The sequence below is a fragment of the Streptomyces sp. NPDC002574 genome, assembly GCF_042889545.1.
Lineage (GTDB): Bacteria > Actinomycetota > Actinomycetes > Streptomycetales > Streptomycetaceae > Actinacidiphila.
This window is the reverse complement of the sequence record NZ_JBIARB010000012.1, coordinates 147047-171975: the sequence shown is the minus strand read 5'-3', so window position 1 is coordinate 171975 and position 24929 is coordinate 147047. Positions and strand designations below refer to the sequence as shown.

General features: G+C 74.3%; 21 protein-coding genes. 8 read left to right on the top strand and 13 right to left on the bottom strand.

All coding sequences use genetic code 11. The annotated features are described in order from the left end of the window. Window positions 1-12 precede the first annotated feature (12 nt). The 7 genes from ACFYXS_RS28485 to ACFYXS_RS28455 all read right to left on the bottom strand — a co-directional run bounded on the left by ACFYXS_RS28485 (window position 13) and on the right by ACFYXS_RS28455 (window position 7141). Complete coding sequence (locus ACFYXS_RS28485; RefSeq protein ID WP_389253222.1) at window positions 13-1872, bottom strand: right-handed parallel beta-helix repeat-containing protein; 1860 nt, start codon at window positions 1870-1872, stop codon at window positions 13-15. Beyond that, on the bottom strand, window positions 1869-3158 hold the full coding sequence (locus ACFYXS_RS28480) for a glycosyltransferase (protein ID WP_389253220.1): 1290 nt from the start codon (window positions 3156-3158) through the stop codon (window positions 1869-1871). The genes ACFYXS_RS28485 and ACFYXS_RS28480 overlap by 4 nt, the downstream gene beginning before the upstream one ends. A 432-nt stretch (window positions 3159-3590) precedes the next feature. Then, window positions 3591-4802 carry a ferritin-like protein gene (locus tag ACFYXS_RS28475; protein WP_389253218.1) on the bottom strand — a complete coding sequence of 404 codons (1212 nt, stop codon included), beginning with the start codon at window positions 4800-4802 and terminating at the stop codon, window positions 3591-3593. A 261-nt stretch (window positions 4803-5063) separates the two neighbouring features. After that, entirely contained in the window at window positions 5064-5738 is a 675-nt protein-coding gene (locus ACFYXS_RS28470; RefSeq protein WP_389253216.1) for a YoaK family protein, read from the bottom strand. A 64-nt stretch (window positions 5739-5802) separates the two neighbouring features. Next, window positions 5803-6054 (bottom strand): DUF3817 domain-containing protein, encoded by a 252-nt coding sequence (locus tag ACFYXS_RS28465; protein WP_389253214.1) that lies wholly within the window; start codon window positions 6052-6054, stop codon window positions 5803-5805. After that, on the bottom strand, window positions 6051-6485 hold the full coding sequence (locus ACFYXS_RS28460) for a hypothetical protein (protein WP_389253212.1): 435 nt from the start codon (window positions 6483-6485) through the stop codon (window positions 6051-6053). Before ACFYXS_RS28460 ends, ACFYXS_RS28465 begins: the two co-directional genes overlap by 4 nt. Next, window positions 6482-7141, bottom strand: coding sequence for a DJ-1/PfpI family protein (locus ACFYXS_RS28455; RefSeq protein ID WP_389253209.1), 660 nt, complete (start codon window positions 7139-7141; stop codon window positions 6482-6484). The genes ACFYXS_RS28460 and ACFYXS_RS28455 overlap by 4 nt, the downstream gene beginning before the upstream one ends. 186 nt (window positions 7142-7327) lie before the next feature. Between ACFYXS_RS28455 and ACFYXS_RS28450 the strand changes: the two genes are divergently transcribed. Next, window positions 7328-8269, top strand: coding sequence for a GlxA family transcriptional regulator (locus ACFYXS_RS28450; protein ID WP_389253206.1), 942 nt, complete (start codon window positions 7328-7330; stop codon window positions 8267-8269). 6 nt (window positions 8270-8275) lie between these two features. On the opposite strand, the gene ACFYXS_RS28445 is transcribed toward ACFYXS_RS28450, so the two are convergent. Beyond that, window positions 8276-9706: a fibronectin type III domain-containing protein gene (locus tag ACFYXS_RS28445; protein WP_389253204.1), complete on the bottom strand. Its 1431-nt coding sequence runs from the start codon at window positions 9704-9706 to the stop codon at window positions 8276-8278. Window positions 9707-9951: 245 nt separating this feature from the next. Between ACFYXS_RS28445 and ACFYXS_RS28440 the strand changes: the two genes are divergently transcribed. Beyond that, window positions 9952-10926 carry a YbhN family protein gene (locus ACFYXS_RS28440; RefSeq protein WP_389253202.1) on the top strand — a complete coding sequence of 325 codons (975 nt, stop codon included), beginning with the start codon at window positions 9952-9954 and terminating at the stop codon, window positions 10924-10926. A gap of 864 nt (window positions 10927-11790) precedes the next feature. Beyond that, the gene (locus ACFYXS_RS28435; protein WP_389253200.1) at window positions 11791-13203 is read left to right on the top strand and encodes an amidase; all 1413 of its coding nucleotides are present in this window, start codon (window positions 11791-11793) and stop codon (window positions 13201-13203) included. 8 nt (window positions 13204-13211) lie between these two features. On the opposite strand, the gene ACFYXS_RS28430 is transcribed toward ACFYXS_RS28435, so the two are convergent. Beyond that, window positions 13212-14618 (bottom strand): serine hydrolase domain-containing protein, encoded by a 1407-nt coding sequence (locus tag ACFYXS_RS28430; protein ID WP_389253198.1) that lies wholly within the window; start codon window positions 14616-14618, stop codon window positions 13212-13214. Between the two features lie 194 nt (window positions 14619-14812). Here ACFYXS_RS28430 and ACFYXS_RS28425 point away from each other — a divergent pair, with 194 nt between their 5' ends. The 3 genes from ACFYXS_RS28425 (at window position 14813) to ACFYXS_RS28415 (ending at window position 18836) form a co-directional block, all read left to right on the top strand. Beyond that, window positions 14813-15511, top strand: coding sequence for a FadR/GntR family transcriptional regulator (locus ACFYXS_RS28425; RefSeq protein ID WP_389253196.1), 699 nt, complete (start codon window positions 14813-14815; stop codon window positions 15509-15511). A gap of 68 nt (window positions 15512-15579) precedes the next feature. Further along, window positions 15580-16983, top strand: coding sequence for a hypothetical protein (locus ACFYXS_RS28420; protein WP_389253194.1), 1404 nt, complete (start codon window positions 15580-15582; stop codon window positions 16981-16983). Beyond that, window positions 16980-18836 (top strand): GMC family oxidoreductase N-terminal domain-containing protein, encoded by a 1857-nt coding sequence (locus ACFYXS_RS28415; protein ID WP_389253192.1) that lies wholly within the window; start codon window positions 16980-16982, stop codon window positions 18834-18836. Before ACFYXS_RS28420 ends, ACFYXS_RS28415 begins: the two co-directional genes overlap by 4 nt. Here the strand turns inward: ACFYXS_RS28415 and ACFYXS_RS28410 are convergent. Further along, a complete protein-coding gene (locus tag ACFYXS_RS28410; RefSeq protein WP_389253190.1) occupies window positions 18829-19344 on the bottom strand; it encodes a PaaI family thioesterase in 516 nt (171 codons plus the stop codon). The two genes, ACFYXS_RS28415 and ACFYXS_RS28410, sit on opposite strands and share 8 nt — an antisense overlap. A 10-nt stretch (window positions 19345-19354) precedes the next feature. Next, window positions 19355-21019, bottom strand: coding sequence for a cytochrome c oxidase subunit I (gene ctaD / locus ACFYXS_RS28405; RefSeq protein ID WP_389253188.1), 1665 nt, complete (start codon window positions 21017-21019; stop codon window positions 19355-19357). 116 nt (window positions 21020-21135) lie between these two features. On the opposite strand from ctaD, the gene ACFYXS_RS28400 reads away from it, so the two are divergent. Together ACFYXS_RS28400 and ACFYXS_RS28395 are read left to right on the top strand one after the other, a co-directional pair. Further along, window positions 21136-21735, top strand: coding sequence for an RNA polymerase sigma factor (locus ACFYXS_RS28400; RefSeq protein WP_389253186.1), 600 nt, complete (start codon window positions 21136-21138; stop codon window positions 21733-21735). Next, window positions 21732-22745: a CU044_5270 family protein gene (locus tag ACFYXS_RS28395; protein ID WP_389253184.1), complete on the top strand. Its 1014-nt coding sequence runs from the start codon at window positions 21732-21734 to the stop codon at window positions 22743-22745. The genes ACFYXS_RS28400 and ACFYXS_RS28395 overlap by 4 nt, the downstream gene beginning before the upstream one ends. Window positions 22746-22760: 15 nt before the next feature. On the opposite strand, the gene ACFYXS_RS28390 is transcribed toward ACFYXS_RS28395, so the two are convergent. After that, window positions 22761-23498 (bottom strand): siderophore-interacting protein, encoded by a 738-nt coding sequence (locus ACFYXS_RS28390; protein ID WP_389253182.1) that lies wholly within the window; start codon window positions 23496-23498, stop codon window positions 22761-22763. A 77-nt stretch (window positions 23499-23575) separates the two neighbouring features. Beyond that, window positions 23576-24862 (bottom strand): hypothetical protein, encoded by a 1287-nt coding sequence (locus ACFYXS_RS28385; RefSeq protein ID WP_389253180.1) that lies wholly within the window; start codon window positions 24860-24862, stop codon window positions 23576-23578. Window positions 24863-24929 lie beyond the last annotated feature (67 nt).

The window sequence follows — 24929 nt, the reverse complement described above, 5'->3', positions numbered from 1 at the left end:
GGGTTCCTGACTTCATTCGGCCATCACCGGGACCCGGTCCTGGTTCGCGAGGCGGATCTCGCGCACGTTGTCCTTGGGCAGCGGGCGCTTGTCCAGGTACGGGTGGCGGCCGAGCTGCCGGGCGCGGCGGCCGCGCTGGCCGAGTGCCGCGGAGAAGACGATGAGCAGCAGGATGGCCGCCCACAGCAGCGTCATCGGGCTCGCGTAGTGCCGGAACTTCACCCAGAACGAGCTGGTGTCGTACCAGGCGAAGGTCTGGTTCTGCTTGACGGTGACGTCGCCGCTGGCACGGGTGTTGTCGATGGCGCTCGGGCCGACGCCGGCGATCACGTTGTAGGAGATCGTGGATCCCCCGATGTCCCCGACCAGCGAGACGCCGTGGTTGCCGGCGTTCTCGACGGTGTTGCCGCGCACCTCGGCGACGGAGTCGCGCACGTACACGGCCGTGTCGGCGTTCTCCACGATGTTGCCGGTGACCTTGGCGCCGGTCACCCCGTCGCGCACCGAGATGCCCTGCCGGGACTGGCCGACCAGGTGGTTGCCGGTGACGGCGACCTTCTCCGCGTCCTTGCGGACCACGATGCCCATGTCGCCGCCGTTGACGGTGTTGTCCTGCACGCCGACGTCGGTGCCGCCGAGGACCTCGATGCCGTAGTGGCCGTTGTCCCTGGCGGTGCTGCTGGACACGGAGTTGGAGCCGTAGTTGCTGACGGACTGGCCGGAGGCGGACGGGCCGTGGGCCAGCGCCTGGCCGCTGATCGTGAAGCCGTTGCCGCCGTTGCCGATCGACTTGGACCCCGACACGCGCACCTGCTGGGTGGCGCGGGCCATGACGAAGCCGTCGCCGCCGTTGTCCCGCGACACCGTCTTCTCGACGACCGCGTTGGTGACGTAGCGGTGCAGTACGAGGCCGTCCTGCAGGCTGTCGCTGATGGTGGTGGAGTCGATGGTCACCCCGGTCGCGCCGGAGGCGAACAGCCCGTAGGCGTTGCCGGTCACGGTGGAGTGGCTGATGTCCGCCGACACGTAGGACAGCTTGGGCACGGTGAAACGGCTGTCCGGGTTGGTCAGCTTGCCCGCGGGGCCGGCCAGCGCGCCGCTGCTGCTGAGCTGCCCCGAGTCGTCCTCGTCGGTGGAGTCCGGCCCGCCGAGACTGCCGGTGTTGGGGCGGTCGGTTCCGGTCAGGCTGAGCCCGCCGGTCCGGCCGCTCCAGAAGCCCAGGTCGGAGATGTCCGCGTAGCTCATGGAGAACTGGCCGCCGATGGCGCGGACATAGGCCCGTCCGTCCCGGGGGTCGGTGTCGGCCTTGTTCTTCTGGGGGTCCCAGCTGGTGACCTTCACGTGCGCCTGCGGGGCGCCGTCGAACATGATCCGGCCGCCGAAGGAGACGATGGAGACGAATCCCAGCCGGCTGCTGGCCAGGTGCAGGTTCAGCCCGCCGGGGCTGGAGAGCAACAGCTTGGCGCCGGAGTTCAGATAGATGTTCTCGGTCAGCAGGTACGACCCGTCCGGCTTGCGCACGAAGGTCTGCGGGGCGAGCTTCAGCAGGTCGGCGATGGTGTACACCTGGCTGCGCCGGGTCAGTACGAGGGTGTAGCCGCCGGCCGTCTCCAGCCGGTACGGCTTGGTGTACTTCAGGTCCTTCAGCGACGCGACCGCGGCGATCGCGCGGATCTGGTCGAGCCGGTGGTCCTCACCGGCGACCAGCGCGGTCTGCGTCTCGGACTCCTCGGCGGTGTACTGCGAGGTCGTGTCCCCGGAGTCGTCGGCGAGGGCGGGTACGGCCGGGGCGAGCAGCAGCGCGGTGAGGGGCAGCGCCGCCGCGACGCGCAGCGCGAGGCGGGTGCGCCGCGCGGGTATCGGGCGAGTCATGACTGGAAGGCCCCCAAGCCGGAGGTGGCGGTGGTCTGCGTCGTGCCGAGCGATGCGGAGTCCTGGCCCTCGCCGCCGATGGTGTCGCTGCTGCGGGTGAGCCATCCCTGCTTGTTCATCGTGACGAATGCGTACAGCTTGATGGGGAGCGAGATCATGATGACCACCAGGGCCAGCAGCGGCAGCAGCAGCACCTCGTGGGGGTGCCGGCGCAGGTGCGAGTAGCCGCGCACCCCACGGCCGACGAGCAGCCAGATCAGCGCCAGCACGATGCCCCGGACGCTCAGGTCGAGGCGGCTGAAGACCAGGTAGCCGACGGCCATGCCCATGGTGACGGGGGTCAGCAGGATCTGCAGCACCGTGATCTTGGTGACCAGCGGCTGGCGCCACAGCCAGCCCTTGTACACCGCGGTGAGGTAGCAGCGGTAGGAGTTGCGGCTCCAGCGCACCCGCTGCTTGACGAACGCGCGGAAGGACGAGGGGAACATCGACAGCGCGCGGGCCGAGGACTGGTGGACCGTCTTGTAGCCGGAGGCCAGAACCAGCCAGGTGAGCCGTCCGTCGTCGCCGGCTATGCAGCGGCGGCCGAGGAAGAACTCGTCCTCCAGGTTGGTCAGTACGGGCGTGATCGCCGCGCGGCGGTAGGCCGCGGTGCGCCCGGAGAGGCAGGCCACGGCGCCGGCCCGGCCCATGGCGGGGACGTAGTCGTAGTAGCGGAGGTTGACCAGCCAGTCGGCTATGCGGCGCCAGACGCTGGATCCGCGGAGGTAGACGTTCTGCTGGGTGCCGACGCCGCCGACCGCGGGGTCGACGAAGGGCATCTGCACGGCGTCCAGCAGCCCGGGCTCCCAGCGGGTGTCGGAGTCGACCAGGACGACCACCTCACCGCTGGCCGCGCGTATGCCCACGCCGAGCGCGGAGCGCTTGCCGCGGTGCTCGAAGGCGATCACGCGCACCCGGGGGTCGGTCACCTGCGCCAGCCGGCGGAGCACCTCGTGGTCCTCCACGTCGGGAACGATGATCACCTCCATGGGGTTCTGCGCGAGCCAGGTGTCCAGGCAGTCCAGGAGGATGTCGGGGTCCTCCCGGTAGGCGGGCACCACGACCGAGGTGGTGGTGCGGAAGTTGTTCACCACGGGTCTCGCGAACCGGGACAGCACCGCCCGGTAGAGCCAGAGTCCCCACACGAAAACACCGGCGAGGCCCAGCGGCATCACGTCCCGCCAGGACGTCTCACCAACCGCCTCCACCAGCCATGACCAGGACGAGTCCAAGAAACTCGACATGAAAAAGGCCCCCACACGAACCGGGTCAAACACGATTGACCAAAAAAGCGACGCAAGCGACTCAGGTACGGAAAATCTAAGGCATCAAACACAACGCCTTCACGCGGGTAACACAAACTTCACTTTGGTCACGAAGGCCCCTTCGTGCAGGGAAGTGCTCTCGGTGAACCGGAACCGATCGGACAACGGCCGAAATTGGACGTTGTGGCCGACGGGGTCGAAGGCCGTCACCCGCTCCCTATCAGGCCGGGACCCTCACAGCTTCCACCGGGCAGGCTCCGCTCCGGCACCCGGCCCCAGGAAGCGGAGGTACTGACGCTCCGTAACCTGTGTGGCCGATGTCACATCGCCGCATCGGGCCTGGTGAACGCGCGATGAACGCCCCCTCGGGACACCCGGATTGTCCGCTTCGTCCAGCGCCCCGAGCGACGGTCAGTGGACCGGCGGGCCGCCGTGCGCGGTGGCGAGGCGGCCCCCCGCGGGGTGCACCACGTGGAACTGCGGACCGTAGGTGTGGCCGCTGCCGTCGGGGAGGGGCATGTCCATGAGCCCGACGGCGGGCTCCTCCAGTTGCGTCATCACCTTGACCGCCGCGTCCAGGGCGTGGGCGTCACCCGTGCCCCAGGCGGTCTGGAGGCCGCGCAGCATCTCGCTGAACCGGACGTCGAAGTGCTGCAGCAGACGGCCGGGTTCACGCGCCGGACGGGCCCAGCCGCCCGCCGGTACCACGCCCATGGGGCGGACCTCGGGGAACGGCACGAGGGCGCCGGTGAACTCCCACAGCCCGCCGACCCTGCGCAGGGCGCGCCCGTGGTAGATCTCCGCGAAGGCGTAGTAGTGGCCGAGGGTGTCGTGGGAGAGATGCGCCTGGGGCGAGGAGGACGTGCCCTCGCCCTGCTCCTTGATGATCTCGATCGCCCACTCGACGTCCGCCGGCCTGCGGATCGGCCGCAGCCCGTCGCCGCCGATCCGCTGGGTCATCTGGCCGCGGGCGGTGAGCCGGGGCCGGACGCCGCGGAAGGCCTCCAGCAGCCCGTCGTAGAAGTCGCCGATGGTGGGCGGTCCGCCGAGCGAGCGCAGCAGCGGGTTCTCGGGCATCTCGATGCCCATCATCACGTCGTGGACGTACTTCTTGGTGAGCCCGGACAGGTACACCCTGAGCTCGCTGCGGACCCCGCCCGGCAGCGGACCCGGGTACGCCGGCACCGCGCCCGCGATCCAGGGGCGGCCGCCGACGGCGGTGAGCATGTTGCAGGCCAGGCCCATGTGGAACATCTCGTCCATGACGATGCCCCGGAGCCTGTGGGCCACCTCGCCGCGGCGGTCCTTCACCGACCACCAGGCGCACAGGTAGGGCGGGATGGTCGACAGCTCCAGTTGCACCGCCATCTGCAGGGCCTGCCGGATCCAGCGCACATCGCGGCCGGGCGCGGGGATCTCGAGCAGTCGCGCGACGGTGCCGCGCTGCACCGGCGCCACCGCGGGCGCTGCGGCGTGGGCCGGGCCGCCGAGGACGACGGGCCCCGCGGCGGCCAGCGCGGCCGAGGCGACGAAGCCCCGCCTGCCCAGGGCCGCGGCGTCGTCGTGCGCGTCGGCCGGGCCGTCGCCCGGTCGGTTGTCGGTGTCGTCGCGGCGCTGAGTCACCCAGTTCTCCGTCCCGAGGAGCCGTCTGCGGAGGGTGGCGAAGCTACCAGCCGGCGCCGGCGCCCCCGGGGCGCTGCACCCGGCGTGGCGGCAGGCACCGCCCGGGCGGCGCAACGGTCGCGCACCGGACTCGGCCGTTTGGGACGCCGGAGGCGGGGCAGCCGACCGTCGCGGCGGAACGGCCGCGGGTGTGTGAGGAAAGAGCTCTGGGCGCCGGGTTTCCCCCGGCCCGGCGTCCGGCTCCACGCCCCTGACGCCGGTTCAGTCCCGCGAGCCGGGCACCGCCGCGAGGGCGACCGCGGCGAGCAGCAGCAGCGCCGGGGCGAGCGCGAGGGCGTTGCCGTAGTGGATCTGCAGCAGGCCGCCGGCGAGGGCGCCCGCGAACATCGCCGCGACCGACAGCACCCGGCGCATGGTCGCCGGTCCCGGGCGGTCCGCGGCGAGCCCGGTCACCGTGAGAGTGAGCACGGTGGTCGTCAGGTCGGGCACGGCGAGCCTGCGCACCACCGCGTTCTGCAGGCCCATCCCCAGCGCGAGCAGCACGATCGGCACGTAACGCGAACTGTCCGCGGCGCAGGCGCCGATCGCGGCCGCCACCAGTACCGCGTGCGCGGCCACCAGCAGCGTGAACAGCCGTACGGGATGCGCGACCCGCAGCACCAGCCGCCCGCCGGCCGCCGCCCCGGCGAAGAACGCCGCCCCCGCGGCCACCGACGCCACGGCGGACAGCGCGCGGTCCCCGGCCAGCGCGAATCCCAGGAAGACCACGTTGCCGGTCATGTTGGCCACGAAGACCCGGCCGAGGCCGAGGTAGCTGACGGCGTCCACGACACCCGTGACGAAGGTCAGGACGACCAGCAGCGGCGGCAGCACCCCGTGGTGGCCGGGCGTTCCGGGGAAGAGGCGGGAGGCGGCCCGGCCGAGCGTCGTTTCCATGGCGGAAGCCTGGCCGCACCCGCGACCGGGCGCCACCACCCCCGTGCGGATCAGGGCGTCCCGGTCACGGCGCGGACAGCCTGCGCAGCGCCAGCAGACCCCCGACGCCCGGGACCAGGGCGGAGATCCGGGCCGCGCCGGCGGAACCGTCCGCCCTGTACACGGCGATGACGACCCAGAGCCAGGCGCAGCCGTGGACCGGCCCCATGAGGGAGGAGACCGAGGGCAGATGGACGGTGGCGAGGTTGGCGAGCAGGACGACCAGCGAGACCAGTTCGACGGCGGAGGCGATCCGCAGCGGGCGCACGGCGGTCACGCTCCCGTCGTCGAACCGGGGCGGACGATCATCAGTACGGTGACCGTCGCCCAGAGCAGGTTGAAGGCACCGGTGAGCATGGCGAGGCGCGCGACGGTCCTGCCCGGGTCGGTCCCCGCGTCGAGCGCGGCGAGCACCGCCTCCTGCCTCGGCAGCACGAGCACACCGAGCACTCCGGCGGCCACGGCCGTCAAGGCGATGGAGGTGACGAGCCACGCGTCCCCGAGGACGCCCATGCTGCCGGCCGTGGCGAGCCCGAACACCGGGACGGCCACGCCGAGGCCCGCGTACACCCGGCAGATGCGGTGCAGCAGCGGCGCCGACCGCGGTGCCTGCCGGACCATGCGGGGGAACATGCTGGCGGCCACGGTGACCGGGCCGACGGCGACGATCGCGGCCAGGACGTGCACCGCGAGAAGGAGCTTGGTCACGGGCGGCGTCCTCGGGCCCCGGCCGGAACGAGGCCCGCGTCGCGCCAGACCACACCGCGGCGCTCGTGGGCGAGCAGCCGCTCCACGGCGTGCGCGACGCGCGGGCCGAGCTCCCGCTCCAGCAGGTACAGGCCGAGGTCGAGCCCCGAGGTGACGCCGGCGGCGGTGACCAGGTCGCCGTCGTCGACGACGCGGGCGTCGACGACCTTCACCCCGGCGTTCCACAGCGCGTCCAGGCCGAGCACGTGGGTGGTGGCGTGACGTCCGCCGATCAGTCCCGCCCCGGCCAGCACGTGCGAGCCGCCGCAGACCGCGGCGACGATGGTGCCGGGCCGGTCCATGGCCGCTTTGAGCAGCCCCGGCAGCGAGGTGCCGAGCGTGCGGGCCAGGCGGGCCGGAACGGTGTCGTCCGCGTCGTCGTCCTCCTCCCCGGCCAGGACGCGACCGGCCGCGCCGGGCACCACGACCAGGTCCGCGCGCGCCGGGTCCAGCACCGCCTCCGCCCGCAGGGACACCCCGCGGAGGCCGCTGGGCACGTCGCGGGGGCCCTCGGCGCAGACGAGGGAGACCTCGACGCCGCCGGCCCCCAGTGTCTCGTAGGGCGCGAGGACATCGAGTGGGTCGAAGCCGTCGAACAGGACGAACTGGGCGTGCATCGGCACCCCTCCGCAGCGGTGGACGTTGATCGGACGCCTCCGACGCTAGGGCGGCCGGAAGCACGGCAGAAGTGGCGCTGTTGCCACATGCCAACGGATTCTCGCCAATGGCCTCGACCTGGGAAGTCCGGTAATTTCCCACACTGATGCCTTGGCCAGATCCCGTCGGACACCTACACTCGCGCCATGCACACGGTCGCCGTCCTCGCGCTCGACCAGGTCATCGCCTTCGACCTGGCGGCCCCGATCGAGGTCTTCTCCCGCACCCGGCTGCCCGACGGCCGCCCCGCCTACCGGCTGCGGATCTGCGCGCCGGACCCCGAGGTCGGCGCCGGTCCGTTCACGCTGCGCGCCCCGTACGGGCTGGAAGGCCTCACCGACGCCGACACGATCATCGTGCCCGGCACCGCGGACCCCTCGCGGCCGGTGCCGGAGGAGGTGCTGCGGGCGCTGCGGGAGGCCGCGGCGCACGGCACCCGGATCGCGTCGGTGTGCGTCGGCGCCTTCGTCCTGGCCGCCACCGGGCTGCTGGACGGGCTGCGGGCGACGACCCACTGGCTGGCGGCCGCCCAACTGGCCGCCCTCCACCCTGAGGTGACCGTCGACCCCGACGTCCTCTACGTCGACAACGGGCAGTTCCTCACCTCGGCGGGTGCCGCCGCCGGGCTCGACCTGTGCCTGCACATGATCCGCAAGGACCACGGCTCCGCCGTCGCCGCCGACACCGCGCGGCTGTCGGTCATGCCGCTGGAACGGGAGGGCGGCCAGGCGCAGTTCATCGTCCACGAGCAGCCGCCGGCACCAGCCGGGGCCACGATGGAGCCGCTGCTGCGCTGGATGGAGGAGAACTGCGACCGCGAACTCCCCCTGGAGGACATCGCGGCGCACGCCGGCACCAGCGCACGCACCCTCAACCGCCGTTTCCGCGAGCAGACCGGCACCACCCCGCTGCAGTGGCTGCACCGTGCCCGGGTCCGCCGGGCCCAGTACCTGCTGGAGTCCACGTCCCACTCGGTCGACCGCATCGCCGTCCAGGCCGGGTTCGGCTCCCCCACCGCCTTCCGCGAGCGCTTCAAGCGCGTCGTCGGCACCAGCCCGCAGGCCTACCGGCGCGCCTTCCGCGGCTGAGCGGCGTCAGGCGGTCACGGCGGCCGCCCGCCGCCGGCCGGGCGCCCGTACGCCGGACAGGTCGCGCACGGTCACGCTGTTGCGGTCCGCGACCCCGCGGCCGAACGCGAACTGCGGCCACAGTCCCGCCGCGACCCGGCGGCTGCGCTCGCTCCAGCGGCGCGCGGCCGCGCCGCGGGTCTTGTAGAAGTTCAGGGCGTAGCCGCCGGTGTGCAAGCGCAGCAGGCAGAAGCCGCCGGGGTACTCCTTCACCGCGCCGACCTCCTGGAACGTCACGCCCGGTGCCGCGGGCAGGACCGTGCGCTTGTTGCGGTGGGTGTGCCCTGCGTGGTGGAGGAAGACGCCGGGGGCCGCGGCGTAGCCGTCGAGCAGGGCGCGCGCCTGGCGCCGGTTCAGCCGCTGCCCACCGGTCACGGGGAACGGGGAGTCCTGCACCGCCGGCGGGTGGTGGCCGAACACCACGGTCGGCTGGTCGGCGTGGGCCCGCAGCCGGGCCCGGAACCAGGACAGCTGCTCGGGCGACAGGCCCCCCGCGTCACCGCCGTTGCCCGGTTTGTCGTAGGTGTGCAGGCCCATGATCCGCAGCCCGTGCAACTCGTGGTCGAACCAACCGGGTCCGTCGGCGGCGAAGGGCCCGGCGCCCGCGACCGCGGCGCGGTCGTGGTTGCCGGGCACGGCGAACCAGTCCTCGCCCTGGCCGCCGAAGCCGTCCAGGATGCGCTTGGCCTCGTCCAGGTCGGCAGCCGTGCCGCCGGCGGAGAGGTCCCCGGCCGCCAGCAAGTAGTCGGCCCCGCGCAGGCGGGCGTCCTCCACCAGCGCGCGGCCCATGATCCGCGGGTACGGCTCCAGCCCCTCGTCCTGCCCGACCCCGCGCATCAGCGGGACCCCTGCGACCAGTCCCGCCCTGGTCTCGCCGAGGTGCAGGTCGTTGCAGAGCGCGACCGCCAGCAGGAAGGTCCCCGGCGGGGGTTGCGGCGTGGTGAAGGCGTACGGGCCGCCGTCGCCCAGCCCGGACGGAGAGGTGCCCACCGCGTTCCCGCCCACCAGGTGCAGCGGTGTCGGCGCCGCCGCCGCGCCCCGGGAACGGGCCCGGTACCAGTAGGTCCGCCCCGGTTCCAGGCCGGTCAGCTCGACGTGGTGATGGGCGGTCGGACGGTCCTCGCCGTACGCGGTGCGGTTCAGGCGCGCCGGGTGGGTGCCCCAGTCGACCTGCCCCTCCGTCGGCGCGGGCAGCATCGCGCCGGTGCCGTCATCGGTACCGGGCACGCCCGTGTACCAGGTGATGACGGCCGAGTCCTCGGTGAGCGTGACCAGTTCCAGGTGGACGGCCGCCACGGCGTCCGGGTGCGGCGCCCGCCACGACGCCGTCCGCCGGCGCAGCGACGCGGACGCGGCGGCCGTCAGCAGGGCCGGGGCGGCAATCAGGCAGCAGCGCATACTCCCGGGATGCCCGCGGGGGGTGAACGGCGGCGGTGCCGGCGGCGACCGCGCCGGGTCGGGGCGGCGTACGCGCGGCGGCGCCGTACCGGGCGCCGCGGGGGCCCCACCCCCCGCATCGTCTTTCCGCCATCCGCACAGCGGCCGCACGTCAGCGGGAGGACACCGGAAAGTCGTGTCAGCAGGGCATTAAGGGACGACAGTACCTGCGGACAGGCGCGTGAGGCGCGGGGGCTAAAGAGATCATGGCCATATCCATCCAGCACATCCGAGCCGCCCTGCGGCGCATTCCCGTCCGCCAGATCGCCTGCACGGCCCCCATCGTCCTGGTGGGCTACTGGGTCGTCCTGCACTGGCCGCTCATCGCCTCCGGCGGTCGGCAGCTCCTCGACGCCGACCGCGCCTGGCTGGTGGCCGCGATGGCCGCCACCGGGCTCGGCTGGGTCGCGGTGTCCCTCATGCGGCAGGGCGTCGTCCTGGAACGGCTCCCCGCCGGACGCCTGCTGGCCACGCAGTTCGCCGCGGGCGCCGCCAACCACCTGCTGCCCGCCGGCATCGGCGCGAGCGCGGTCAACCTCCGCTTCATGCGGGCGTGCGGCCTGCCCCCGGCCCGGTCGGCGGCGGCCATCGCCCTGTACTTCCTCGCCGAGTGCGTGGGGCGCGGGGCGCTGCTGGTGCTCCTGATCGCCGTCTTCCCGCACGCGCTGCGGCTGCACGGCCTGCTGCCGAACGGCGTCTCCTTCCCGATCGGCACCACCGCCGCCGTGATCGCCGGTGTCTGCGCGGCGGCGGTGATCGCCCTGCTGGCCGTACGGAAGGTGCGCACCGCCGTCCGGAGCTTCCTGGCCACCGCGCTCACCGACGCCCGCACGCTGCACGCCCGGCCGTCGCGCGCGCTGGCCCTGTGGGCCGGGGCGCTCGCCTTCCCGGCCCTGCAGGCGGCCGGCCTGGTCGCGGTGTCGATGGCGCTCGCCATGCCGGTGCCGATCGGCCACGTCGCCGTCGCGTACGTCGCCGCGAGCATCGCGGCCGCGGCCCTCCCCACCCCGGGCGGCCTCGGCTCCGTCGATGCCGCGCTCGTCTTCGCCCTCGTCGCCTCCGGTGCCTCCGTCGCGGCCGCCACCTCCGTCGTCCTCGGCTTCCGCATCGTCACGGTCTGGATTCCCCTCATCCCGGGCGCGCTGACCCTCGGCGCGCTCGTCCGCTGGAAGGTCGTCTGACCGCGGCAGCGCCCCGGGCTCCCGCCCGACCCCGTCGCGCCGGTACGCCGACGGGCCCAACGCGGGCGCCCCCTCGGCGGACCTGGGCGATGGTGCCGGGGGCCATCGCCATCGCGGTCCCGGCAGGCGCGTGCGCCCGGCCGTCCGACCGCGCTGCCCCACGACCCGGGAAACCCCGGGGCCGGCCGGCGACCGACGCGCGCGGCCCCAGGCCGACGTGGACGGTGGCCCTGCGGACCGGGGCCATCACTTCCCGGCCCAAGAGCCGGCGGCCCGGGCACGTCCGGACGGCTCTCGCCACACCGCTACCGATCGACCATGTCGCCGCGCGCATCGCGGCCTCGGCTTCCGCCCCCTGGGGGGAGCGGCCTCGGCTCCCGCTCACCCCCGCCCCGCTCGTACGGGGAACGGTCGTCCGACCGCCCCACCCCCGCGACCCGCGGAAACTCCGCCGTGGACCGGGTGAATGACGTTCCGGCCCGGGCACATGTCGACGGACCTCGCCACGCCGATGCCGATCGGCCACGGCACTTCCCACCCCGGGCGGCCTCCGCTCCGCCCGTCGCCGCCCCGCTCGTGCGGCGGAAGGTCGCTCGACCGGCGGGCCCCTCGGGGCCGTCCCCCCGATGCGCGCCGCCGCCCGTCGTCAGCGGTAACGCCGTGGGGCCCGGGCAATCGCTTTCCGGACCTCCGGGCCGCTGATGCCGATCGGCCCCATCACCACGCCCGCTCATCCTCAGCGGCTCGTGTGCCGGACGGTCGCCGGCCACCGTGCCCCACCCCGCACCCGGGAAAACCCCGTGGTCGGGCGGGTCCGGGGCGTGCCAGTCTGACCGCCGGGCACGAGCCGGGGAGGCAGGGGCGTTGGAGCCGCACGAGTACGCAGAGCAGGACGCGGTCGGGCTGCGGGAGTTGATCTGCGCGGGGGAGGTGACCGCGGTCGAGGTCGAGACCGTCGCGCGGCGTGCCCTGGCCGAGGCGGGCGCCGAACTCAACGCCCTCACACTGCCGTTGTTCGACCCGGCGCCCGCCCATGCCGCCGACGGGCCGCTGGCGGGCGTGCCGTTCGTGGTCAAGGACAGCGGGCCGTTCGTCCGGGGTGTGCCCTTCACGCTGGGCAGCCGGGCCGTCCTGGGCGCCGTCGCGGAGGCCGACCACGACCTGATGGGCCGGTTCCGGGACGCCGGGCTGGTGGCGCTCGGCCAGAGCACCGCGCCGGAGTTCGGGCTGAGCTTCGCGACCGAGCCGCTGCGGTACGGACCGACCCGCAACCCCTGGGACCCGGCGCGCGGCGTCGGCGGCTCCAGCGGCGGCGCGGCCGCCCTGGTGGCGGCGGGCGCGGTGCCGGTGGCCCACGCCAACGACGCGGGCGGCTCGATCCGTATCCCCGCCGCGTGCTGCGGACTGGTCGGCCTGAAGCCGTCCCGGGGCCGCACGCCGTCCGGGCCGCTCGCGGGCGAGGCCGCCTTCGGGCAGCAGACGGAGTTCGCACTGACCCGGACGGTGCGGGACGCCGCCGTCCTCCTCGACGCCGTCGGAGCGCCCGTGCCCGGGGACAAGGTGACCCTGCCGCCGGTCCCGCGCCCGTACGCCGACGCGGTGCGCGCCGACCCCGGCCGGCTGCGGATCGCGCTGACCACCGCGGCCTGGACCGGCGACGCGGTCGACCCGCAGGTCGCGGCCGTCACCGTGAACGCGGGCAAGGTGCTGGAGTGGATCGGGCACACCGTGACCGAGGTCTCCCCCGCCGTGGACGGCGAGGACCTGGTGGAGGCCTCGGTGCTGGTCGCGCTGGCGAGCGGCGGGGCGATCCTGCGCGCGGCGCCCCGGCTGGACCGGTCGCGGCTGGAGGCGGTGTCGCGCGCGGTGCTCGCCGAGACCGAGGCGTGCACCGCGCTGGAGCTGATGGCGGCCGTCGACGCCCAGCACCGGGTGACGCGCGCGGTCGGCCGCTTCTTCACCGCGTACGACCTGCTGCTCACCCCGACGCTGGGCGCCCTGCCCGCGCCGCACGGCACGCTCGCCCAGGACGACCCGGGCCGCACCGTGCGGTCCTGGCTGCGGCGGCTGTTCGCGTACGGCCCGTTCACGGCGGCGTTCAACGTCTCCGGGAACCCGGCGGTCAGCCTGCCGCTGGGGCTGAGCCGCGAGGGGCTGCCGGTCGGGGTGCAACTGGTCGCCGCCCAGGGCCGGGAGGACCTGCTGCTGGGCGTCGCCGCCCAGCTGGAGCAGGCCGTCCCGTGGCGGGACCGCAGGCCGCCGTACGCCGTCGGCTAGGTCGTCGGTCAGGTCGTGCCCGGGGTGGGCGGGACCACGGGGACGGTCGGGCCGGAGGTGGGCGGGACGACGCTCGGGGAGGCGGAGGGGGACGGCGGCGTGGCCGTCGCGGGCGAGGAACTGGGGACGGGGGTGGGCGGGGTGCTGGACATCGCCGGGAGCGTGTACACGTGGTCGGGCGACACGATCTTCGTGACGGCCTGGGCGAACAGGGTGCTGGGCTCGCTGCCCTGGTGCGCGGTGTCGGAGTTGAGCAGCAGGACGACTGTGGCCTCCGCCTCCGGGAGGTAGACCACCACGGCCTGGTAGCCCGGCAGGGAGCCGTTGTGGCCGATCCAGCCGTGGTTGTCGAAGATGCCCAGGCCGTAGCCGGTGCCCGGGAGCCCGGTGGGCTGGAAGTCCAGGCGCTCCTTCTGGCTCGCGGGGGAGAGGATCGTCCCGGTGGCCAGGGTGTGCGCCCAGGTGCGCAGGTCCCGCAGCTCGGAGATCATCGCTCCGGCGGCCCAGGCCCATGAGGGGTTCCAGCCGGTGGCGTCGGCCTCCTGCCCGTTCACCGTGTCCGTCGTGTAGCCGCGGGCGTGCGGGTCGGGCAGGGAACTGTTCTTGGGGAAGGACGTGCGCCCGAGCCGGGCGGGCGTGATGACGTTGCGCTGCAGATAACCGGCGAGCGGCTGCTTGGCGACCTTCTCGATCACCATGCCGATCAGCACCGTGTTGGTGTTGGAGTACTGGAACCGCTGCCCCGGCGAGAAGTTCGAGGGGTGCTGGAACGCGTAGGCCAGCAGTTCGGCGGGGAGGAACGTGCGCTCGGGGTTCTCCTTGAGCGCCTTGTCGAAGCCCGCGTCCTCGGAGTAGTTGAACAGCCCGCTGCGCATGTCGGCCAGCTGGCGCAGGGTGATCTTGTCGCCGTCGGGCACGCCGTCCACGTACTTCCCGACAGGGTCGTCCAGCTTCACCTTGCCCTGGTCGACCAGCCGGAGCAGCCCGGTGACGGTGAAGGTCTTGGTGACGCTGCCGATCCGCATGTACAGGTCGGACGTCATCTTGGCGTTCGACTGCTTGTCGGAGACGCCGAAGGCGCGCACGTACGAGCCCTTGCCGTTCGCCCACACACCGGCGATCACGCCGGGCACGCCCGTTTCCTTCAGCACGTCCTGGATCGCCGAGTCGAGCCGCTTGGTGATGTCGCCGCTCAGCTTGGGGAAGGCCGCGCCGCCGGGCGGGGCCGTACCCTCACCGGGCCCGGTGGCGGGGGAGGACGACGCCGCGGCGGGAGCGGTGGCGTTCGGCCGGTCGGTGCGGGTGGGGCCGCCGCAGGCCAGGGCGGTGGGAAGGGCCGCGGCGGCCAGCGCCACCGCGATCGCCCGACTCACGTTGCTGCGGTTCCGGGGCGGACGTGCGCACGTGGGCGTCATGTCTGTTCTGTGCCTTTCGGCCGTGGGGTGAGGACGGGGCGCGCCATCGCGAACGTAAGCCGCGGTCCGGGGAACGGCGACCGGAGAGCGGCCGGCCACGGCCGTGCGGGTGAGAACCGTGCGCCGCCCGGGTCTTGACGGGGCGTCGGACGATTGGATTGAGTGGATGAGCCACTGAGCCACTGGAGGGTGAGATGGAAGCGCTGCCGCGTGAGTCGATCGTGGACGTCCTGGAGGACCGGTTGCGCGAGGAGATCCTCGCCGGCCGCCACCCCGCCGGGAGTCTGCTGCCGCCCGAACGCCGGCTCGCCGAGGGCTACGGCGTCACCCGCACCACGCTCAAGCACGCCTTCGGGCGGCTCGTGCAGGCCGGGCTGCTGGAGACCCGGCACGGCATCGGCACCCGTGTGCGCGACTACGAGCGGCTCGGCGGCGTCGACCTGCTGCCCATGCTGGTCCGGCACGACGCGCGCTGGCTCGGCGAGATCTTCGAAGTGCGGCGCGGGGTCGGCACGTTGATCGCCGGTACGGCCGCCTCGCGGGCCACCGCCGCGCACCGGACCCGGCTGCGCGAACGGATCGAGGCCGTGCGCGAGGCCGAACAGCCGGACGCGGTGCAGCTCGCCGACGCCGAGGTGCACCGCGCGCTGGCCCGCGCGACGGGCAACCGGGTCTACGTACTGCTCACCAACACCCTCTTCAACGCCTACCTGCCGATGCGGCGTCACCTCTCCGGTCCTTTCCAGGACCCGGAGGAGGCCCACGGACGGCTCGAACCGGTCGTCGCCGCCGTCGAGGCGGGCGATCCCGCGGCGGCCCGCGAGGCGGCGGAGACCTATCTGACCGCCACCGAACGGATCATGCGCGCCGGGCTGAAGGCGGCCACCCGGTGAGCGGCCCCCGTGGCCCCCGCGCTCCCCGCGCTCCCCGCGCTCCGCGTGGCACCGTCTTCGCCGAGACGATGTCCGGCACCGTGCGGTTGTCCGGCGAGGACGAGGACCGGCCGGTGCGGATGGAACTCGCCGTCCGCAGTGACCGGTTGCTGCTCCCCCACCGCACCACGCCCGCCCGGGTCACCGGGCGGCTGCGCATCGCGGGCCGCGCCGACGACCCCGAGGTCACCGGCACCCTGGAGATCTCGCCGCTGGTCCGGCGGCGCATCCACTACCGGCTGGAGTTCACCCTCGACGGGCAGCGCTGCCTCCTCGACGGCTGGAAGTCGGTCACCCCGCGCCACCCGCTGCGGTCGATGACCGTCCTGCCGTTCACGCTCACCCGGGACGGATCCGCGGAACCGGCCGGCACCGGGACGCTGCGCTTCCGCACCGCCACCGCACTCGGGCCGTTCCTCGCGAGCTTCCGCTTCCCGGTCCGCGACGAGGCCCGCGCGCAGTGGGCGCCCCGCTCCGGCGGCGCCCCCGGCCGCACCGAGGTCTGGTACACCACCGCCACCGACCCCGCCACGGGCGCGGGACTGTGGCTGCACCACGAGGTGGTCACCCCGGCCGACGGCGGCGGCGCCCACGCGCACGGCTGGGCGGCCGTCTTCCCCGCCAAGGGCGCCGGACCCGTCGAGCACGCCCGCTTCGGGCCCGTGCCGTGGCCGGAAGCGACGGCGAGGACGGCGGGAGCGGCGGAACGCCCGGAGGGCTTCACCGCGGGCGGCGTCGAGGCCGTGCCGGGGCGGCTGCGCGGCACCGCGGGCGCCCTGTCCTGGGACCTCACCGAGGAACCCGGCGACGCGGAACCGCTCTACACCTTCCCGCGCTGGTCGTGGCGGCGCCCGCTGCTGCCGGCGGCACAGATCCTGCCGTCGCCGCGGGCCCGCTACACCGGACGCGTCCGCCACGGCTCCGGCGACCTGGACCTGCGCCGGGCGCCCGGGGCGTCGGCCCGGATCTACGGGCACGGCAACGCCCGCCGCTGGGCCTGGCTGCACGCGGACCTCGGGGGCGGCGACGTCCTGGAGATCGTGGCCGCCGTCTCCACCCGCCCCGGGCTGGACCGGCTTCCCCCTCTGGTCTTCCTCCGCCTGCGCAAGGACGGCCGCGACTGGCCGCGCGGCGGGCTGCGCCCCGCCCTCGGCCGCGCGGGCCTGCGGCGGTTCAGGGCCGACATAGCCCTCCCGCAGTGGACGGTCACCGGCCGCGCCGGCCGGCGTCGCGTCACGGTACGGGTCACCCAGCACCCCGAGCGCACCCTCGCCCTCGACTACGCCGATCCCGACGGCGCCGCCGCCGTCTGCCGCAACAGCGAGACCGCCGACGCCCACGTCCTCCTCGAACGCCGTGCCGCGGGCGGCTGGCACACCGAGGCCGAGTGGACGCTGGACGGCACCGCCCACGCGGAGGTCGGCGACCGGTGAGCGCGGTGGAGGGGCTGGTCAAGGCGCTGCTGGCGGCCGACGGGGAGGGCGACTGGAGCACGGGCGTGGCCGCGCGGCTGGAGGGCCTGCTCGCGGCGATGCCCGCACCGGCGCGGCACGGGTTCCGGGCGGCGGCAGCGGCGGTCGACGGGTACGCCAGGACGCGGACCGGGCACGGACTGGAGCGGCTGACACCGGGTCAGCGGGAGACGGTGGTGACCGGGCTCGCCGCCCGGCCCGCGCTGCTGCCGCTGCTGGACGTGGTGAAGGTGCCGGTGCTGCTGGCCGCCGGGACCGAGCGGATGCTGCGCACGGGCGCACCGGCCGCCCCTGCCGCCCCGCAGGACCCGCCGCTGGACTGCGTACCCGCCGCGCGGTGGCCGGACCGCTCACGGGCGGACGCCGTGGTGATCGGGTCCGGTGCGGGCGGTGCGATGGCGGCGCGGACCCTGGCCCGGGCCGGGCTGCGGGTCCTGGTCCTGGAGGAGGGCCGCCGGCACACCACCGCGGAGTTCGGGCGCCGGGCCCCGCTGGACCGCTTCGCCGAGCTGTACCGGGACGGCGGCGCGACCGTCGCCCTCGGCAATCCGCCGCTCGTCGTGCCCACCGGCCGCGCCGTCGGAGGCACCACGGTCGTCAACTCCGGTACCTGCTACCGCACCCCTGACCATGTGCTGGCCCGCTGGCGCGGGGAGCACGGGCTCGGCGCCCTCGCCGACGCGGAGACCTTCGGCGCGCGCCTGGACGAGGTCGAGCGCACCCTGCGGGTGGCCACCCAGCCGCTCGACGTGCTGGGCCGCAACGGCACGCTCGCGCTGCTCGGCGCCCGTGAACTCGGCTGGCGGGCCGGTCCGCTGCGGCGCAACGCGCCCGGCTGCCGCGGCTCGTGCCAGTGCGTGGTGGGCTGCCCGGCCGGCGCGAAGCAGAGCGTGCAGCTGTCCGTGCTGCCGCAGGCGTGCGCCGCCGGGGCGCGGATCGTCACCGGCGCCTCGGTGCGCCGGGTGCTGACCGACCCGGACCGGCCCGGCGGGCCGCGGGCCCGCGGTGTGGCCGTACGGCGCGCCGACGGCAGCACGCTGGAGATCCTGGCCCCGCTGGTGGTGGTCGCCGCCGGCGCGCTGGAGACCCCGCCGCTGCTGCGCCGTTCCGGTCTCGGCCGGCATCCGCGGATCGGCCGCAACCTCGCCGTGCATCCGGCCACCAGCGTGGCCGGGCGCTTCGCCGAACCCGTCGCGGACGGCGGCCCGGCGGTGCTGCAGAGCGCGGGCGTGGAGGAACTGCACGCGGACGGCATCCTCATCGAGGCCACGGCCCCGCCGCCGGGCATGGGCTCCTTCGTCCTGCCGGGGGTCGGACGGGAGTTGCGGGCGGAACTGGAGGACTCGGGGCGGCTGGCCACGTTCGGCGCGATGATCGCGGACCGGCCGGGCGGCCGCGTCCTGGGCCGCGGACGCCCGCTGCTGCGCTACGACGTGGACCCGCGCGACGCCCGGCGTCTGCTGCGCGCGGTGCGCGCCATGGGCGACCTGCTCTTCGCCGCGGGGGCGGGGGAGGTCCTCACGGGTATCCCCGCCGCGCCGCGGGCCCGCACTCCCGCCGAGCTGCGCGACACGCTGGATCGCGTGACGGTACGTCAGCTCCATCTGTCCGCGTTCCACCCCACCGGCACGGTCGCGATGGGCGCCGACCCGCGCACCGCGCCCGCCGGGCCGGACGGCCGGCTGCGCGGCGTGGCGGGCGTCCACATCGCCGACGCCTCCGCGCTGCCCAGCTGCCCGGAGGTGAATCCGCAGCTCAGCATCATGGCGACGGCCCTGGCCGTGGCCGAGGCGGCGGTGGCGTCGGTCAGCTGAGGCGGAGCACGGCGCAGGTCGTCGTGCCGTGCGCGTACAGCTTGCCGTCGTGCGCGCCGACGACCCGCGCCTCCGCGGTGGCCGTCGTCCGGCCGACGTGCAGCGCGGTGCCCTCGCAGCGCAGGGTGGGCGTCCCCGCGAGCACCGGCCGGATCATGTGCACCCCCAACTGGACGGTGGTGTACGTCGATCCGGCCGGCAGCCGGCTCATCACGGCGGAGCCGAGCGCCGAGTCCAGCAGGGTGGCGAGGAAACCGCCGTGCACGGTGCCCATCGGGTTGATCAGGTGGTCGCCGGGGTCGCCCTCGAAGGCCGTGCGGCCGTCGCCGACCTCGACGAGCCGGAAGCCCAGCGTGCTCATGATCGAGGAGGCCGGGAACCGCCCGTCCAGCGCGCCCTGGAGGATCTCGCGGCCGGTCATCCCCAGGATCTCCGCGGTCGGCTCGGGGCGGGCCTCCCAGGTGTGGGTGCGCGAACGGGTGGTCGTGGCGGCTTCGTACGTCGTCATGCCGTCGAACCTAGGCTCCGCCACGGCCGGCCGGGAGAGTCGCATCCGGCAGTCTCGATATCGTTTCCGACATCCCCGTCTCGGGGTGGCGCAGGTCGAACGCGGGCGACTCGGACCGGACGCGCGGCAGGGAGCGGAAGTTGTGCCGCGGCGGCGGGCAGGAGGTGGCCCACTCCAGGGAACGGCCCCAGCCCCACGGATCGTCCGCCTCGACCCTCTTCCCGTACTTCGCCGTGCGCCAGACGTTGTAGAGGAACGGCAGCAGGGAGAGCCCCAGCAGGAAGGAGCTGATCGTCGAGAGGGTGTTGAGCGTGGTGAAGCCGTCGGCCGCCAGGTAGTCCGGGATGCGCCGGACCATCCCCGCGGTGCCCAGCCAGTGCTGGACGAGGAACGTGCCGTGGAAACCGGTGAAGAGCGTCCAGAAGGTGATCCTGCCGAGGCGTTCGTCGAGCATTTTGCCGGTGAACTTCGGCCACCAGAAGTGCAGTCCCGAGAACATCGCGAAGACCACCGTCCCGAAGACCACATAGTGGAAGTGCGCCACGACGAAGTAGGTGTCGGAGACCTCGAAGTCCAGCGGCGCCGAGGCGAGGAGCACCCCGGTCAGGCCGCCGAAGACAAAGGTGACGAGGAAGCCGGTCGCCCAGAGCATCGGGGTCTCGAAGCTCAGCGAGCCCTTCCACATGGTGCCGATCCAGTTGAAGACCTTCACTCCGGTGGGCACCGCGATGAGCAGGGTCATGAAGGAGAAGAAGGGCAGCAGCACCCCACCCGTGACGTACATGTGGTGCGCCCAGACCGTGACCGACAGGCCGGCGATGGAGACGGTCGCGGCGATCAGCCCGGTGTAGCCGAACATCGGCCTGCGGGAGAAGACCGGGATCACCTCGCTGATGATCCCGAAGAACGGCAGCGCAATGATGTAGACCTCCGGGTGCCCGAAGAACCAGAACAGGTGCTGCCAGAGCAGCGCTCCGCCGTTCGCCGGGTCGAAGATGTGGGCCCCGAACGTCCGGTCCGCCTCCAGCGCGAAGAGCGCGGCGGCCAGCACCGGGAAGGCCATCACCGCCAGGACGCCGGTGAGCAGCACGTTCCACGTGAAGATCGGCATCCGGAACATCGTCATGCCGGGGGCGCGCATGCAGACGATCGTGGTGATGAGGTTGACCGCGCCCAGGATCGTCCCGAAGCCCGACAGCGCCAGCCCCATGATCCACAGGTCCCCGCCCACGCCGGGCGAGTGAACGGCGCTCGACAGCGGCGAGTACGCGAACCAGCCGAAGTCCGCCGCGCCCGACGGGGTCAGGAATCCGCTCACGGCGATGAGCGAACCCAGCAGGTAGAGCCAGTACGCGAACATGTTGAGCCGGGGGAAGGCGACGTCGGGCGCGCCGATCTGCAACGGCATGATCCAGTTCGCGAAGCCCGCGAAGAGCGGAGTGGCGAACATCAGCAGCATCACCGTCCCGTGCATCGTGAACAGCTGGTTGAACTGCTCGTTCGTCACTACCTGCGTTCCGGGGCGGGCGAGCTCGGCGCGCATCAGCAGCGCCATCACACCGCCCACGCAGAAGAACGCGAACGCCGTGACCAGGTAGAGCGTGCCGATGGTCTTGTGGTCCGTGGTGGTCAGCCACCGCACCGCGGCGGTCCCGCGTACGTCACTGAGTCTCATGCCCGCCAGGTGTCCGGGACCGCCCGGCGCGTCACCGGCGGGCGCCCGCGAGGACCGGCGGAAACATCACACCGGACAGGTGTGATGATCGGTGCCATGTCGGACACCAAGCGGTCATGAGCACGGACGAGACGCACAGCGAGGCGTTCGCCACGGCCTACCGCGAGCACTACTGGGCGATCTGCCGCTACGTCGCGCGGCGGCTGGACGGCCAGGAGCAGGACGAGGTGGAGGAAGTGGCGGCGGAGGTGTTCGCCGTCGCGTGGCGGCGCCGCGGCGAACTCCCCGGTCAGCCGCTGCCCTGGCTGTACGGCGTGGCCCGCAACTGCCTCGCCAACACTGTGCGCGGCCGGGGCCGCCGCCGCAGGCTGCTGGACCGGATAGGGAACCACGAGACGGCGCACGGCACGCACCTCGTGCCGAGCCCCGGCGCCGAGCGCCCCGGGGCGTGGGTGCACGAGGCACTGGAGCGGCTGCCGGACACCGACCAGGAGGCGCTTCGGCTGACCGTCTGGGAGGAACTCGACGTCGGCGAACTGGCGGTCGCCCTCGGCTGCGGCCGGAGCGCGGCAGCCATGCGGCTGCACCGCGCGCGGCGCAGGCTGCGCGAGCAGATCGACCGCATGGGGATGACGGTGGCGGCGGGCGCGGCACCCGCCGGGGCGCAGGCCGCACCGGCCACGCGGAACACGGACGAAGGGGAGTCACGGCCATGACCGAAGAGCGGGACCTGGAGCTGCTGCGGCAGGCCGACCCCGTGCCGGCGGGCGATCCGCGGTGGGCCGACCGCCCCCTGGACGCGCGCGCCGAGCACGCGCTGCGCCGGCTGATGCGCCCTGCGCCGGCGCGGCGGCATTGGCGCGCGCGACGCCTGGTGCCGGCCGGTGTGGCGGCGGCCGTCGCCGTCACCGCCGTCCTGGCCTTCACCCTGTCCGGCGCGGGCAGCGCGCCCGCGGTCGCGGCGCCCGTCGCGCTGCGTCCCGAGGCCGGTTCCCCGGCGGTGCCGCTGGCCGACATCGCGCGGGCGGCCCGGGACGCCGCCGCGGCCGGCGGGGACACGGCGCCGGGGACACGAGGGGGCACTCACCTGATGTCGTGGAGCATGAGCATGGAAGAGGGGCCCGGCGCACGGCCGCCCGTCACCGTGCCGGAGGAGCGCCTGACCCGGTGGAACGCCGACGGCAGCGGTACCGAACTCGTCGTCGCCACCGACCCCCTGCACCCGGGCGCGCCCGTCATCACCGACCCCGGCGGCGCCCCCCGCACCGTCGCGGACGGAAAAGTGCTGCACCGCGCGTCGTACCCGCCCGGCACGCTGCCGCCGTACGGGCTGTCCGGTTCCGAGCCGCCGCACGACGCCGCGGAGTGGCGCGGCTACCTGCGCGACGTCTACGGCTGCGCCTGCACCCGCACGCAGGACCTGCTGGACGTGCTGCCCTCGCTGCTGGGCGACTGGACGCCGGGCGTCCGGGACATCGCGGCCATCGACACCCTGCTGGCCGCCGCGAAGGACCTGCGCCCGGTCGGCGCGATCACCGACCGCCTCGGGCGTCCGGGACAGGCGTACGTCCTCGACACCGGCGTCACCCGCATCATGGTGATCCTCGACCCGCGCACCGGCGGGGTCCTGGGCATCGAGACCACCTTCACCATGGCCCGGGCGGAGTACCGGGTACGGGCCGGCGACGTGATGTCCTACGAGGCGTGGATCCGCGACGCGAAGTGAGGGGCGGCCCGCCGCTCACTCCAGGCCGCGCCTGCCCGGGCTCCAGAACGGCTTGGTCAGCACCGACCTGCGCTCCCAACCGCGTTCACGGACCAGCACATCGCGCACCAGCTGCACGGTGCGGGCCTCCCCCGCGACGTAGGCGGCACCGCCCGCGGGGTCGTCCGGCAGGTCCAGCGCCCGGACGGCCTCGGCGAGTGCTCCGGAGGCGGCGGCGGAGGTGTCACCGCGCAGCCGCCAGGCGAGCCGGTCCGCGTGCGCCAGGGGCAGCCGGTCCCCGGCGGTCGCCGTCTCCACGCAGCCGTGCACGGACGCGTCCCCGGGCAGCGCGGCGAGCATGGCGCCCAGCGCCGGCATGGCCGTCTCCTCGCCCACGAAGACGTGGAAGCCCGCCTCCGGGCGCAGCACGAACGACCCCTCCGGCCGGCCCAGCCGGACCCGCGTCCCGGCCTCCGCCGCCGCGCCCCAGCGCGCGCCGGGTCCCGGTTCCGGGTGCTCCATCACGCACAGCTCGATCGCGTCGCCCGCCGGGTCGTGGTGCCAGACCGAGTACGTCCGCCGGGTCAGCCCGTCCACGTGCACCCGCACCTGCTGTCCCGGCCGGCAGGCCGTCCCGCCCAGCCCCGGTCCCTCGATCCGCAGCCGCCGCATGCGGGCGGCCACGCGCTCCACGGACACGACGGTGCCGTGCAGCAGGAACCGGTCGAGCAACCGGTCCCGCAGAGCGGCGCGTTGGGGACTGGGCGCGTTCATCGGTGGAACTCCTCACCGCTGGGCCGGAGATGCGGGTCCACCGTAGGCGCCCGGGGACCCGCACCACCATCGCCTCCTCAGACGAACCGCGCACTCCCCACCGGCCCGGCCGAGGCCGTCCGTTCCCGCAGCCCGTCACCGTCCGGCCAACGCCCCGCCAGCCGCGCGGCGAAGGCGCTGAACCCCGCGTCCGGGTCGGAAGGGGTGCCTCCGTCGCCCCGGTCGGGCATCGGATCGGCGGCCACGACCTCGTGCGCGATGTCGTGCTCGGAGCGGTCGTCGGGCGGGACGACCCCGGGGGATCCGTCGGGCGACATCCGCAACCGCTCGCCCCAGGGCGCCACGCAGTGCTGCGCGAGCAGTCCGCTGATGTCCGCGGACACGGCGGGCGGCCGGGTCCAGCAGGTGGCGTGCTCGTACAGCACCTGGCCGGCGGCGGGCTCCCGCAGGCCGTCGAGGAGCCCGGGGTCCGTGCCGGTCAGGTCGTACGCGACGACGACGGTGTCCATGCGGCCCGGCTCATAGGGTTCGACGGGCAGTTCCAGCACGCGGGCGGCCGCCAGGCCCATGATCCGGCTGGAGCGGTCGGGCAGCGCCGCCACCGCGCGCGGTGCCGCGCCGGTCGCGGCGAGCGCCAGCCGGAGCCGGTCCAGGCCGCCTCGGCACAGCCCCGCGCTGTCCTGGACGTAGGCGTACCGGCCCCTCATGCTCTCGAAGCCGTACGGGGACAGTGTCGCCAGTACGCCCCCGGTCAGCACCCAGTGCCAGCCGCGCAGGTCACCGCCGTCCAGCGCGGTGGTCCCGGCGACGGCGCCGGCCCGCCCGAGGCGGCGCCGCAGGCGGGTGTCGGCGGGCAGCCACTTCTGGTCGTCGCCCACGGGCACCGGCAGCCGGGCAGCGGCCTCGCGGGCCAACGCCGACTCTCCTGCCATCAGGGCGTTGTGGGCCAGCAGATAACGCTCCGGCCAGGCGGCCAGTGCGCTCTCGCGCTCCCGGAGCACGTCCAGCGCCTCACGGTGGCGCTCCTCGCGCTCCAGCGCGGCGACCAGCTCGACCAGCACGCGGCGGGAGTCCGGGACCTGACGCAGCGCGGCGCGCAGAGCGGGCACGGCCAGGTAGGCGGCGCCCTCCTCCACACAGGCGTAGCCGTACGCGTAGAGCTCGGCCACGCCGGACGGCGCGGCGGCCAGCGCGGTGGCGGCGGCGGCCAGGTCGCCGCTGCCCGAGCGGCCGGCGAGGGCTGCGACCAGCGGGGCGAGGGCCGCCGGGTCGGCGGAGTCGGCGTGCGCACGCAGGGCACGTACCGCGCCCGCGGTGTCACCGGCGTCCATGAGGTTGCGGATCTCGGTCGGTTCGGGGTTCACGGGTGGGTCCCTCCAGGGTCCGGGCTCGGCAGGAAACGGCGGGGGCGGGCCCGCTGGAGGAGGGGAG